Origin of the sequence: Faecalicatena faecalis (genome assembly GCF_012524165.2) — a bacterium.
Classification (GTDB): Bacteria; Bacillota; Clostridia; order Lachnospirales; family Lachnospiraceae; genus Faecalicatena_A; species Faecalicatena_A faecalis.
The window spans coordinates 25,275-38,478 of record NZ_JABACJ020000021.1 but is presented as its reverse complement, the minus strand read 5'-3'; the positions used below and the strand labels follow the sequence as shown (position 1 = coordinate 38,478).

10 protein-coding genes and 1 riboswitch are annotated in these 13,204 nt (G+C 47.7%); of the genes, 4 read left to right on the top strand and 6 right to left on the bottom strand.

Going from position 1 to position 13,204, the window contains the following annotated elements; genetic code table 11:
* Positions 1 to 56: 56 nt before the first annotated feature.
* From ygeW to HGO97_RS17905, 4 genes are all read left to right on the top strand, one after another.
* The gene (gene ygeW / locus HGO97_RS17920; protein WP_168866704.1) at positions 57 to 1,250 is read left to right on the top strand and encodes a knotted carbamoyltransferase YgeW; all 1,194 of its coding nucleotides are present in this window, start codon (positions 57 to 59) and stop codon (positions 1,248 to 1,250) included.
* 95 nt (positions 1,251 to 1,345) lie between these two features.
* Complete coding sequence (locus tag HGO97_RS17915; RefSeq protein ID WP_216244300.1) at positions 1,346 to 1,726, top strand: RidA family protein; 381 nt, start codon at positions 1,346 to 1,348, stop codon at positions 1,724 to 1,726.
* A gap of 31 nt (positions 1,727 to 1,757) precedes the next feature.
* Positions 1,758 to 2,705, top strand: coding sequence for a carbamate kinase (gene arcC / locus HGO97_RS17910; protein ID WP_216244299.1), 948 nt, complete (start codon positions 1,758 to 1,760; stop codon positions 2,703 to 2,705).
* A 14-nt stretch (positions 2,706 to 2,719) separates the two neighbouring features.
* Positions 2,720 to 4,069 (top strand): uracil-xanthine permease family protein, encoded by a 1,350-nt coding sequence (locus HGO97_RS17905; RefSeq protein WP_216244298.1) that lies wholly within the window; start codon positions 2,720 to 2,722, stop codon positions 4,067 to 4,069.
* A 64-nt stretch (positions 4,070 to 4,133) separates the two neighbouring features.
* On the opposite strand, the gene HGO97_RS17900 is transcribed toward HGO97_RS17905, so the two are convergent.
* The 6 genes from HGO97_RS17900 to HGO97_RS17875 all read right to left on the bottom strand — a co-directional run bounded on the left by HGO97_RS17900 (position 4,134) and on the right by HGO97_RS17875 (position 13,185).
* The gene (locus HGO97_RS17900) at positions 4,134 to 5,708 is read right to left on the bottom strand and encodes an AAA family ATPase (protein ID WP_216244297.1); all 1,575 of its coding nucleotides are present in this window, start codon (positions 5,706 to 5,708) and stop codon (positions 4,134 to 4,136) included.
* A gap of 183 nt (positions 5,709 to 5,891) precedes the next feature.
* Entirely contained in the window at positions 5,892 to 6,401 is a 510-nt protein-coding gene (gene xdhC / locus HGO97_RS17895) for a xanthine dehydrogenase subunit XdhC (RefSeq protein WP_216244296.1), read from the bottom strand.
* Entirely contained in the window at positions 6,394 to 7,281 is an 888-nt protein-coding gene (gene xdhB, locus HGO97_RS17890; protein ID WP_216244295.1) for a xanthine dehydrogenase subunit XdhB, read from the bottom strand. Before xdhB ends, xdhC begins: the two co-directional genes overlap by 8 nt.
* Positions 7,282 to 7,358: 77 nt before the next feature.
* Positions 7,359 to 9,656, bottom strand: a complete 2,298-nt coding sequence (xdhA, locus tag HGO97_RS17885; protein ID WP_216244294.1) for a xanthine dehydrogenase subunit XdhA — start codon at positions 9,654 to 9,656, stop codon at positions 7,359 to 7,361.
* Between the two features lie 99 nt (positions 9,657 to 9,755).
* On the bottom strand, positions 9,756 to 11,036 hold the full coding sequence (locus tag HGO97_RS17880; protein WP_216244293.1) for an amidohydrolase family protein: 1,281 nt from the start codon (positions 11,034 to 11,036) through the stop codon (positions 9,756 to 9,758).
* A 69-nt stretch (positions 11,037 to 11,105) separates the two neighbouring features.
* Positions 11,106 to 11,201, bottom strand: a riboswitch (purine riboswitch).
* A gap of 61 nt (positions 11,202 to 11,262) precedes the next feature.
* Positions 11,263 to 13,185 carry an NAD(+) synthase gene (locus HGO97_RS17875; protein WP_216244292.1) on the bottom strand — a complete coding sequence of 641 codons (1,923 nt, stop codon included), beginning with the start codon at positions 13,183 to 13,185 and terminating at the stop codon, positions 11,263 to 11,265.
* Positions 13,186 to 13,204: the final 19 nt, after the last annotated feature.

The window sequence follows — 13,204 nt, the reverse complement described above, 5'->3', positions numbered from 1 at the left end:
GTCGCTTCGCTCATGCTGCGTTCAGAATATTCTTAAAATTTAGGAGGATTTATACTATGAAAACTTTACAGGATTATATCGACAAGCTGAACTCTTTAAACTTCAAGGAAATGTACAATGGAGACTTTTTCCTAACATGGGAAAAGACAGATGATGAACTGGAGGCTGTATTTACTTTAGCTGATGCTCTTCGTTTCATGAGAGAGAACAACATTTCTACAAAGGTATTTGAGAGCGGCCTTGGAATCTCTTTATTCCGTGACAACTCTACACGTACACGTTTCTCCTTCGCTTCTGCCTGCAACCTGCTTGGACTGGAAGTTCAGGATCTGGACGAAGGAAAATCACAGGTAGCTCATGGTGAGACTGTACGTGAGACTGCTAACATGATTTCCTTCATGGCTGATGTTATCGGTATCCGTGATGATATGTACATCGGAAAAGGAAATGCTTACATGCACGAAGTTGTTGATGCTGTGACTCAGGGAAATAAAGACGGCATCTTAGAGCAGAAACCTACTCTTGTGAACCTGCAGTGCGACATCGACCACCCGACACAGGCTATGGCTGATATGCTCCACATCATCCATGAGTTCGGCGGAGTTGAGAATCTGAAAGGCAAGAAGCTTGCTATGACATGGGCTTACTCACCTTCTTATGGAAAACCTCTCTCTGTTCCACAGGGAATCATCGGACTGATGACACGTTTCGGTATGGACGTTGTCCTGGCTCATCCGGAAGGATACGAGGTATTCCCTGAAGTAGAAGCTGTTGCAGCCAAGAACGCTGAGAAATCAGGCGGTACATTCACAAAGACAAATGACATGGCTGAAGCATTCAAGGATGCTGACATCGTATATCCAAAGAGCTGGGCTCCATTTGCTGCTATGGAAAAACGTACAGAACTGTATGGAAACGGCGACTTTGACGGAATCAACAAGCTGGAGCAGGAACTGCTTGCACAGAACGCAGAGCACAAAGACTGGGCTTGTACAGAAGAACTGATGGCTACAACAAAAGACGGCAAAGCACTCTACATGCACTGCCTGCCAGCTGATATCACAGGCGTAAGCTGTGAGACAGGTGAAGTTGACGCAAGCGTATTCGACCGCTACAGAACTCCGCTTTACAAAGAGGCAAGCTTCAAACCATACATCATCGCTGCTATGATCTTCCTTGCAAAATTTGCAGATCCAGCAGATGTTTTAAAGAAACTGGAAGAAAAAGGAACTCCAAGAGTATTTGATTAAGATATCAGCCGCGTACCTGAACAGTAAACTACGTCTTTTCCGTGTTTACTGTTTATGGTATCATGGAAAAGAAAAAATTTTAGGAGGTATTTGACATGTTAAAGTATGTTGAAACAAAAAACGCACCAGCAGCAATCGGACCATATTCCCAGGGAATGGTAGTAAATGGAATCGCTTTCTTCTCAGGACAGATTCCGCTTTCACCAGAGACTGGAGAAGTCGTTGGCAGCACGATTCAGGAGCAGACTGAACAGGTCATGAAGAACATTAAAGCTCTTCTTGAGAGCCAGGGCGCTGAATTCAAAGATGTAGTAAAGACGACCTGCTTCCTTGCAGACATGGGTGATTTCGGAGCATTCAACGAGATTTATGCAAAATATTTTGTTGGAAAACCGGCACGTTCCTGTGTAGCAGTAAAAGATCTGCCAAAGGGAGTTTTATGTGAAGTAGAAACCATCGCGTATGTAGGAGAATAATCCGGCGCGAGTAGTATCGGAGGAAATGAAAATGGCGAAAAAGAAACGGATCGTCATCGCTCTCGGAGGGAATGCCTTAGGCAATACCCTCCCGGAACAGATGACAGCGGTAAAGATTACCGCACGCGCCATCGTAGACCTGATTGAGGAAGGCTGTGAAGTCGTGGTAGCACACGGCAACGGCCCGCAGGTCGGAATGGTGAATAATGCTATGCTTGCACTGACCCATGAGGACCCACAGCAGCCAAACACTCCGCTGTCCGTCTGTGTAGCTATGAGCCAGGCATACATCGGATATGACTTACAAAATGCGCTGCGTGAGGAGCTTCTGAACCGAGGCATCACAGATATCCCAGTTGCAACTATGATCACACAAGTACGCGTGGATGAAGATGATCCTGCATTCCAGAATCCATCCAAGCCGATCGGAAGGTTCCTGAGTAAGGAGCAGGCTGATGAGATGGCTGAAAAATACGACTATCTTATGAAGGAAGATGCCGGACGTGGTTATCGACGTGTTGTCGCATCCCCAAGACCACAGGAGATTGTTGAGATCGGAACGATCCGCACCATGGTAGAATCCGGTGATCTTGTCATTGCCTGCGGCGGCGGCGGTATCCCAGTCACACGTCAGGGGAACCACTTAAAAGGTGCCAGCGCAGTAATTGACAAAGACTTTGCAAGCAGCCTGCTCGCCCGCGAACTGGATGCAGATTTCCTGATCATCCTGACAGCAGTTGAAAAGGTGGCGATCAATTATGGCAAACCGGACGAAAAATGGCTGGATCAGATTACCGTAGAGGAAGCAAAACAGTACATGACTGAAGGGCACTTTGCACCTGGTTCTATGCTGCCAAAAGTACAGGCTGCTGTCGAATTTGCAGAATCCGCACCAGGACGCCAGGCTCTGATCACATTACTTGAAAAAGCAAAAGACGGAATCAAGGGGACAACAGGTACCAGAATCAGTCAGGCTTAAAGGGGGATATAATCGTGAAAAATGAGGTGACCCACTCAACTATATTTGACTTAAACGGCGTGCCAAGCTTTAAACAGGCCTTTCCACTGGCCCTGCAGCACGTTGTGGCTATGATCGTGGGCTGTGTCACACCTGCCATCCTCGTTGCCGGGGTAGGCGGCCTAAGCGAAAAAGAATCCGTAATCCTCATCCAGGCAGCTTTGATTGTGTCAGCATTGTCCACACTGCTTCAGCTATTTCCTATTTTCAGGACAAAATGGCTCGCCATTGGTTCAGGACTTCCGGTTATTATGGGCGTCAGCTTCGCATATCTGCCTAGCATGCAGTCCATAGCATCTGATTTTGATATTCCGACAATATTAGGGGCACAGATCGTCGGCGGTTGTGTAGCAATTTTGGTAGGTATTTTTATAAAAAAGATCCGCCGCTTCTTCCCGCCTCTGATTGCCGGAACAGTCGTATTCACCATTGGACTTTCCCTGTATCCAACGGCCATCAATTACATGGCCGGCGGCGTGGGAAGCCCGAATTATGGTTCCTGGCAGAACTGGCTCGTTGCGATCATCACACTGGTCATTGTAACTGTCCTGAACCACTATGGAAAAGGAATCTGGAAACTGGCTTCCATCCTCATCGGTATCATCGGAGGATATATCGTAGCATTGTTCTTTGGAATGGTCGACTTTACAGCCATTTCACAGGCATCTGCATTCCAGCTTCCAATGCCGTTACACTTTGGTGTTAAATTTGAAGTTTCCTCCTGCGTGGCGATCGGCTTATTATTTGCCATCAACTCCATCCAGGCCATCGGAGATTTCTCAGCTACTACAAGCGGTGGTCTGAACCGTATGCCGTCAGACAACGAACTCCAGGGCGGAATCGTAGGATATGGTATCACCAATATCCTCGGTGCTCTTTTAGGAGGACTTCCGACCGCAACTTACAGCCAGAACGTAGGTATCGTGGCAACGACAAAGGTCGTAAACCGCTGCGTACTCGGACTTGCAGCCGTGATCTTACTGGTTGCAGGACTGATTCCGAAGTTTTCATCCGTTCTGACTACGATTCCTTATTGTGTACTCGGAGGAGCCACAGTTTCCGTATTCGCCTCCATTGCCATGACGGGTATGAAACTGATCACCTCCGAAAATATGTCCTTTAGGAACACTTCTATCGTCGGACTCGCAGCTGCACTTGGAATGGGAATCTCCCAGGCAAATGGCGCACTCGCAACCTTCCCGGACTGGTTCGTAATGATCTTCGGGAAATCACCGGTTGTCATCGCGACACTGCTGGCAGTACTGCTTAACATTATCCTTCCGAAGGATAAAGAGACCGATCCGGAACCGGCTCCGAAGGAATAGAATGGAATAAAATCATGTTAAAAAACAGAAGCTGCTGATGACGGCTTCTGTTTTTTATATCGAACTATTTTTCCCATTCTTCTATTTTACACTGATGTTCCTTTGTCTTTTTATCATAATTAATCCCGACCAGAAGAATTTTTCCCTGATAATCACTCAGGCTTCTACAGTATTCTTTCCTCTTTATCTGCTCAATTGCTCCTTCTGAATCCCGGTTCCATTTCAGTTCGACCACCAATGCAGGATAGTTTCCAAACTGCTTCCTGGGCAGGTACACAAGATCGGCAAATCCTTTACCTGTGGGTAATTCTCTGAATACTGTATAATAATTCCGTGCTACATATAAGGCAAGTGAAATTGTATAGCTCAATGCATTTTCATCATGATACTGCAAATGAGAGGTTTCATAATGAGCCTCTGCAATCGCATTGGCAACAACTTCTTCCTTTTTCGAAAGCACAGCATCCAATGCCTCACGTGAATTTTTAAGCGCCCGTGATACTTCTCCCCAATCAGAATTACTCACTGCTGTCACATATTCATTCAATATTTCATGATTTGGAATAAAGACCTGTTCTGACTCACTCCTGTATCCCAGATACCCCAGGTGCACAAGCAGAGTCATAACATCATCCTTTGAGTGAAACGTTACCATGTCATTTGTAAAACTTCTTGTATCTATAGAAACTTTTCCGTTTCCATTCATCAAGCTGATAATATCATCTTTCAATCCCTCAAAGTTCATATCTATATAAGTACGCAACGCTTCAAATGTCTCTGTCTGATTCCAATAATACTGGAACTTATGAAACTGCATTGCACTCACAACAGACTTTGGATTATAAATCGATCCGACATCCTCAAGATAATACCCATCATACCACTTCTTGGTTTCCTCAAAATCCATCTGATAACTTTCACAAAGATTCCTGACCTCTTCTTCCGTAAATCCTACATATTTCCCCAACGGACCCGCAAATGTCATAGAAAACTCATCAAACATATTCAGAGCACTGTGGGTTCCATATTTTTTGATCGGCAGAATTCCTGTCAGATATCCTAGGGCGATATTACCTCTGTCCTTGAGCAGATCCCTGAGAAAATCCAGGTACTTTTTCTGTGCATCTGAGTCCATCTTGTATTCTCTGAAAATGCAGTCCCATTCATCAATAATAACCACGAACGGTATCTTTGTCCTGCTATAAATATCCTGCATCGTGCGCATCAGATTCGTAGAATCAAAATACCTGAAATCTGGATATTCTTCTAGTAATTCCCATAAGACAGACCTTTTTAACAATGTCAGCATCTCATCCATACAGCCGCTCTGGCTTAGAAATTCCTGCATATTTAAAAACAAAACATCATACTTATTTAAAGATTTCGCGAAAGATTCTGCCTTTGCTATCTCATATGGTAAAAAAAGTTCATAGGAATCACATCCTCTGCTGTAATATGCCGCAAGCATATTCGCTGTCACTGACTTTCCAAAACGCCTCGGACGGCTCATACTAATAAAGCGCTGCGGTGTACAGATTACTTTGTTGCAGTATTCAAGCAGACCAGTCTTATCGACATAGATCTCAGCACTGATATCCATCTTAAATTTTTCGTTACCAGGATTCAAATAATTTCCCATGATGCCACCTGCTTTCAAGAACTCTCTTCATACAATTATATTCATTCTCTATCATTCAAAGCGGATATTCGGAATCCGCCCCACTACTTCCTTGATGAGATTTAAAAAATCGGTTACACTCTTTACCAAAAAGTATAACCGATTTTTACACTTAATACAACCAGATACCCTATTTCACGTTTCCTATTTCAAATACTCCGGAAATTCTTTCCCCAGTCTTCTGTACATGGTCTTCTCCACCGCATTGAGGATGTTCTCGTACCCCGTGCACCTGCACAGATGCCCGGACAGCAGTTTCCGTAATTCATCCCTTGTATATTCCTTCTTAGACTCCAGGATCTCCACCGCACTCATGATCACGCCCGGTGTACAGAATCCGCACTGTACCGCCGTCTCATCGATAAATGCCTGCTGGATATCGGAAAGCTCGCCATCAGGTCCCATCAGACTCTCCAGGGTACGGATATTCTTGCCGTCCGCCCACACAGCCAGATAGATACAGGAGTTAAAGCACTCTCCGTCTATGATGACATTGCATGCCCCGCACTCTCCTACTTCGCAGCCCTTCTTCACACTGGTCAGGCGGTAGTCATTGCGGAGCATATCGGTCAGGGACGCTCTCACATCCACCATGACCTCGCGCTCTTCCCCATTGATCGTACATCTTACCAGTTTATAATGCTTCTCACTCATGAACAACACCTCCTGCCAGTCTGATTGACTCTTTCAGTGCACGTTTACATAAAACCTTTGCAATGTGCTCTCTGAATGCCTTACTTGCCCGCCAGCTGTCGCGCGGCGTCACATCCTCAAGAACGGTATCCCCGATTGTCTCAATGGAAGCCTCACTGACCAAAAGCCCCTTTCCTGCCTCTTCTGCATGAAGTGCACGCATCGGGATTGGCCCTGCCACACCGTATGCGATCCTGACATCCTCGATCACACTCTTATCCTCTGACAGCTTCACATTGACCGAACAGCCCAGCGTTGCGATATCCATCGCGTTTCTCATGGCATACTTGATATAATGGCCATGATATCCTTCGTAAGCTGCCTTCGGTATCAGGATTGCCGTCTGGATCTCCGCAGGTCTTAAGTCAACCTTTCCTGCCTTGATATAGAATTCCCGGATCGGCACCTTACGGATTCCATCCGGTCCTGTCAGCTCCACGACTGCATCCCATGCAAACAGCGTAGACGCAGAATCCGCGGAAGTCACACCGTTACACGTATTTCCTCCGATGGTCCCGATATTCCTGATCTGCGGTCCGCCGACTTTATCCACAGCCTCTCCAAGTACATTGATGTATTCCTGAATGACCGGGTCCTTTGTGATGTGTGAAAAACTGGTCAGAGATCCGATTCGGATCGTACCGTCCTCCTCCAGCTTCACCCCGCGCAGCTCATCCAGCCCGTAAATACTTACCAGCTCCACTCCTGCGCGCTTGCCTTCTCTCATCTGTACCAGAACATCACTTCCGCCGGCAATGATCTGGGCTTCTGGATGCTCCTGTAATAACTGTATCGCATGAGGCACGCTCTCCGCCTCGTATAATGCCTTCATATCATACATGATTCAAAATCCTCCTTCCGGGGCGTTTCCATTTCTCCTATGCTGCCATGACAGCACAAAAGCTGCGCCCAGCCTTTTTATACGAGTCCCTCTTCCTTGAACCGTTTGAACAGGATATGCGGTGTTAATGGAATCTCATCCACTGCTACCCCTGTCGCCATCAGTACTGCATTACGGATCGCTGGTGCCACGGAGCATACCGGCGGCTCACCCAGGGCCTTTGTACCGTATGCACTGGTCGGCTCATAGTTTTCCACAAACTGCCCTTCCAGGTGCGGATGATCCATAAAGGTCGAAAGCTTATAGTCCAGAAGGTTATTGTTCAGAGGTTTTCCTGTGCGCTCATCAAAAATCAACCGTTCAGAGAGTCCATAGCCGATTCCCATACTCATCCCGCCGTGAACCTGTGCCAGAGCCAGTGACGGATTGATCAGCTGTCCTGCATCATGCACATTCACAATATTCGTCAAGGTAGCCCTGCATGCCGGAATATCTACCTCTACCTCCGCAAACGTACATCCGAAAGAGTAAGCGTTCGTCTTTGCCTGATAAGAGCTCTCTGCTGTCAGATGCCCATTATTCGTCAGACTGTACAGCTTCTCCAAAGCCAAATCTGCCAGGCTCATCAGAACTTCTCCGTCTCCTCTGCGGATAATATTTCCATTTACAACATCCAGGCTTTCCTTCGTATGCCTGGTCAGCTCCTGGGCCGCTTCCAGAATTCTGTTCTTTAAAAGAGCTGCCGTCTGATTGATGGAGAATCCCGCCATATATGTCTGTCTCGATGCATAAGCTCCTGTGCCGAACGGTGTGACATCTGTATCCTGGTTCGTCACAACATGCACCATATCCACCGGAATTCCTACCGTCTCTGCAGCCATCTGTGCAAAAGCGGTATCCGCGCCCTGCCCGATCTCTGTCTCACCGACCTGGACCTGAATCGAGCCATCCTGGTTCAGCACCATACGGCAGGCAGATGTTTCCAGTGAGATCGGCCATACTCCGGTATTGTACCAGAATGCCGCCACACCGATTCCCTTTCGGATCTCTCCGGTCTGGTCCGCATATTCCTTCATCTTCCTGTCATAATCTATGTAAGCTTTTCCTTTTTCCATGCACTGATGGAAGGTATCAAAATAATTCACATTCTTGGAGAAACCATCCGTAAATCCCTTCGGCATCAGATATTTCCACCGGAATTCAAAAGGTGACATCCCCACTGCCTTTGCCACATCATCCGTATGGCTCTCAACTGCAAACATTGCCTGTGGGATTCCATAACCTCTCATAGCCCCGGCAACAGACTTATTCGTAAAGACGGTATAGGCATCGCCCTCCACATTCGGGCATGGATATAACTGTGGAAACGCTCCCATTCCCTTAGCCGCAATACTGTGTCCATGGGAAGCGTAGGCTCCCTGGTCTGAGAAACATTCGATCTTCCTTGCCGCAAAGCTTCCGTCCGGCCTTACATAGGAAATGATATGTGTGCGGATGGCATGGCGAACTCTGTTGGAAACAAAGGTCTCCTCCCTGGACACATCCAGCTTCACCAGCCTGCCGCCGACCACGGTACTTAAGTAAGCACAGAGCGGCTCATACAGGATATCCTGCTTATTGCCAAATCCGCCGCCGATATAAGGCTTAATTACCCTTACCTTCCCCCATGGGATGCCAAGCGCCTGCCCTACGACTCTCCGGCAGATGTGCGGAATCTGTGTGGAGGATACCACGACCATGCGCCCCTGCTCCATATAAGAATAGCAGATAAAGTTCTCAATATGACAGTGCTGTACGGTCGGTGTATCATACCAGCCTTCCACCTTGATCAGGCCCGGTTCCTTCCTGGCCTCCTCATAATTCCCGTTGCGGATTGACGTATGCTTTAAGATATTGTTCGGAAACTCCTCATGAATCTGCGGTGCCCCATCTTCCATGGCCTTCTGCACATCCAGTACAAACGGCAGTTCCTCATATTCCACCTTGATGGCACGCACAGCCTGTGCAGCCGCGACTTCATTCTCCGCTACCACAGCTGCCACATCATCCCCGTAGAACCGGACATGCTCCTGTAAAAGCAGCCGGTCTGACACATCCTGATGTGCTGGCTCCGTTGACCACGGATGCCCTGCTGTCGGGAAATAATACTTCGGGACATCAAAACAGGTTACCACCTTCACAACTCCCGGAATCTTCTCGGCCTCCGCAGTATCTACAGACTTCACGATTCCATGTGCCACAGTAGAGTGAAGGATCTTCGCCACATATGCACTCTTGTCGCACAGATCGTCCGTGTACTTTGCACGCCCGGTCACCTTCTCAAAGGCATCCACACGCTTCACATTTTTCCCTACTGCATGTTCCCTCTCTTCCATAGTTCCACCTCCAAATTATTTTATTAGAATGATGCTGGGTCCAAAAGTCATACTTTTTCATGCGAGCCTGAAACGCACGAACTTCTGCCCCTGGTATTATCAGAATATCTGAACTCCTGCCGCATATTTTGCCATGATTTCTCTGTCATCAGAAAAATAGATCAATCTCTCCAGACGCTTCTTCACATCCAGTGGCTGCGGATGCATAAGACGTGTATCATCCAGCACGATGGCATCCAGTTCATAGCCGGGTTCAAAACTTCCTACCTTCCCAAAAAACTCTCCACCGCCCTTTGTTGCCATATAGAAGACTTCCTCTACCGTCAGCGGTTTTAACGAATCATCAAACAGCCTCCAGCGGAGCTTGGATGCCTGGATCGCATGGGACATGGCTGTGAAAATGCTCTCTGTAGAGCCTCCTGCCACATCGCTCCCCAATCCTACGTGAACCCCTTCGTCCAAAAACTTTCGGACCGGAGCTACACCAGATGCCAGGTTCATATTCGACTCTGGACAGTGTGCAACAAACACACCATTCTCCTTCATCCTGGCAGTCTCCCTCTCATCCGAATATACACAATGGGCCATCACAGTCGGACAGTCCACACCAAAGAGTCCGAACTTATCATATGCGTCTCCGTAAAATTCAGACCACGGACATAATTCCTTCACCCAGGCGATCTCGCTCTGATTCTCTGACAAATGTGACTGCAGCGGCAGTTCATAACGCATCTGGATCATCTTTAACTTCTCCATCAGCTCATCCGTACATGAGGGTGTAAAACGAGGCGTCAGGATTGGTTTTGTATGCTGATACTTCTTATGCAGAACATCCTTGATCCATTCCACTGTCTCCGTGGCAGATTCCTCTGCATCTGTCTCCCTCAGATAATCCGGGCAGTTCCGGTCCATATTCACCTTACCGACCATCGTACAAAGCCCTGACTCCTCAAGCAGATCCATTAACAAAAGTGTCCCTTTCCTGTGTACTGTCGCAAAAATGCAGGCCCTCGTCGTCGCACTCTTCTTCAGATTCTCTACAAATATACTGTATGCCTGGCGGGCATATTCCAGATCACGGAACTTCGCCTCCTCCGGAAATGTATTCGTCTCCAGCCATTCCAGAAGTTCCATATCCATCCCTAACCCCCGGTAAGAGTACTGCGGTGCATGTACATGCAGATCCACAAGTCCCGGAATAATCAGGCTGTCACCATAATCCGTGACCGGATACCCTCCATATTCAAACGGCAGGGTCTCATAGATCCCCTCCACGAGTCCGTCCTTGCAGACAAGATAGCTGTGCTCCCTGATCTCAAGTTCTTCCACGCTCCTGCTGAAAACCAGATTTCCTTTCAAAATAAAAATAGATTCATTCATCGTTACAGTCCCCTTTCCCATCTCCGTAATAAAGAAAATCACAAAAAAATGACTATAAGCAACTACAGAGATGTCTCCGCAGATACTTATAGTCAACTATTACGGTAGTTGGTAGAAACGTCCATCCGATTATGAACCTATATAAGTATTGGTCATATTATATAATTTTTTCTTATTTTTATCCTAGCATTTATCTATTTTTCTGTCAACCCAGAAATTAACATTTTTAATCCATCAGCGAAATATGCTCCAGATCTTTCAGCCAGACCGCAACACATGCATCACTCGGCATCCGTAAATCCCCTCTCGGAGAAAGCGCAACCGTACCGACCTTCGGTCCGTCCGGCAGGCAGGAACGCTTGAACTGCTGTGAGAAAAATCTCCGGCAGAAGGTCTCCAGCCATTTCAGGATTGTAACCGTATCATAGCTGTCCTCAAAGGTCCGTACAGCCAGCCTGTAGATCTTGCTCGGTGCATATCCGAATCGCAGCATATAGTATAAGAAGAAGTCATGAAGCTCGTAAGGTCCGACCAGATCCTCCGTCCTCTGTGCGATATCTCCGTCCTTCGGAGGCAGAAGTTCCGGGCTGACCGGAGTATCAAGCACGTCATAGAGCACCTTCTTTAAGGACTCGTCTGTTGTCACATCAGCCGCATATTTTACAAGATGTCTTACCAGCGTCTTCGGCACGGAAGCGTTCACCCCATACATGGACATATGGTCCCCATTATAGGTTGCCCATCCCAGCGCCAGTTCTGACATATCTCCTGTTCCGATGACCATTCCGCCCATCTCATTGGCAATATCCATGATCACCTGTGTCCGCTCCCTAGCCTGGGAGTTCTCATAGGTCACGCTGTGGTCTTCTGGATCATGCCCGATATCGCGGAAATGGACACTGACCGCCTCGGCGATCGGTACCTCGCGGAGCGTTGCTCCAAGCTGTACCGTCATCTTGCAGGCATTCTGATAGGTCCTGTCCGTTGTTCCAAAGCATGGCATCGTGACCGCCACGATATCCTTCTTGTCTTTTCCCAGCATATCAAATGCCCTTGCCGTTACAAGCAGCGCAAGGGTGGAATCCAGACCTCCTGAAATTCCCACAACAGCACTTCTCGCACGGGTATGTGACAGTCTCTTTTTCAGCCCCATGGCCTGAATGTTCAGGATCTCCTCACACCGTCTTGCACGTTCCTTCTCATTCGCCGGAACGAACGGCATCTTCGGGAAATGTCTGGTCAGCTCCGTCTTCTCGATTTCCAGATAAAACGGCACCCTGATCAGGGAACGTCCTGCTGCCATTTTGAACGTCGTATTCTTGCGGCGCTCCGCAACCAGACGAAAGATATCAATTTCCGAGTAAATTATATCGTTTCTAAAGCGCTTTGATTCTTTCAGCACGCCACCGTTTTCAGCAATCAGATTATGTCCGCCGAATACCAGGTCCGTAGTAGATTCGCCTTCCCCTGCATTGGCATATACATATCCTGCAATCAGTCTTGCTGACTGTCCGGCAATCAGCTCCCTGCGGTACTTATCTTTTCCGACTGTCTCGTCACTTGCAGAACAGTTCACGATCACAGTTGCCCCCTCCATTGCCGCCTCGATGCTTGGCGGGATCGGAGACCAGACATCCTCACAGACTTCCGCAGTCACAATCAGTTCTTCCATAGTAGTTGCCTGGAAAAGAAGCTGAGGTCCGAATGGTACCAGATTTCCTTCAAACATAATCCTTCTGGCAGAGTCCGGTCCCGGAGTAAAATGACGCATCTCATAGAATTCCCCGTAATTCGGAAGGAATGTCTTTGTCGTCAGTCCCAGCACCTCACCGCGGTTCAGCGCTGCAACCACATTGTAAAGCTCCCCGTCCACACTGAGCGGAACACCAACAAATACCAGAATATCCTTATCCGCCGTAAACTTTGCGATCTCCAGAAGAGCGGCTCTCGCCTCGCGTAGGAGCACCTCCTGTGTAAACAAATCCTCACATGTATATCCTGTGATGCATAATTCCGGGAAAACCACAATCTTGGCTCTCTCGTCTGCTGCGGCCTCGATTGCCTCACAGATCTTCTCCGTATTATATCTGACATCTGCTACGCGGATATCAGGCGTTGCCGCTGCCACCTTAACAAATCCCTGTCTCATTTCCAGCCTCCTTGTCCAA

Bases quoted from the DNA above. Each gene is read 5' to 3' on its own strand.
- ygeW (WP_168866704.1), top strand. From the start codon at position 57: ATGAAAACTTTACAGGATTATATCGACAAGCTGAACTCTTTAAACTTC.
- HGO97_RS17915 (WP_216244300.1), top strand. From the start codon at position 1,346: ATGTTAAAGTATGTTGAAACAAAAAACGCACCAGCAGCAATCGGACCA.
- arcC (WP_216244299.1), top strand. From the start codon at position 1,758: ATGGCGAAAAAGAAACGGATCGTCATCGCTCTCGGAGGGAATGCCTTA.
- HGO97_RS17900 (WP_216244297.1), bottom strand. From the start codon at position 5,708: ATGGGAAATTATTTGAATCCTGGTAACGAAAAATTTAAGATGGATATC.
- xdhC (WP_216244296.1), bottom strand. From the start codon at position 6,401: ATGAGTGAGAAGCATTATAAACTGGTAAGATGTACGATCAATGGGGAA.
- xdhB (WP_216244295.1), bottom strand. From the start codon at position 7,281: ATGTATGATATGAAGGCATTATACGAGGCGGAGAGCGTGCCTCATGCG.
- xdhA (WP_216244294.1), bottom strand. From the start codon at position 9,656: ATGGAAGAGAGGGAACATGCAGTAGGGAAAAATGTGAAGCGTGTGGAT.
- HGO97_RS17880 (WP_216244293.1), bottom strand. From the start codon at position 11,036: ATGAATGAATCTATTTTTATTTTGAAAGGAAATCTGGTTTTCAGCAGG.
- HGO97_RS17875 (WP_216244292.1), bottom strand. From the start codon at position 13,185: ATGAGACAGGGATTTGTTAAGGTGGCAGCGGCAACGCCTGATATCCGC.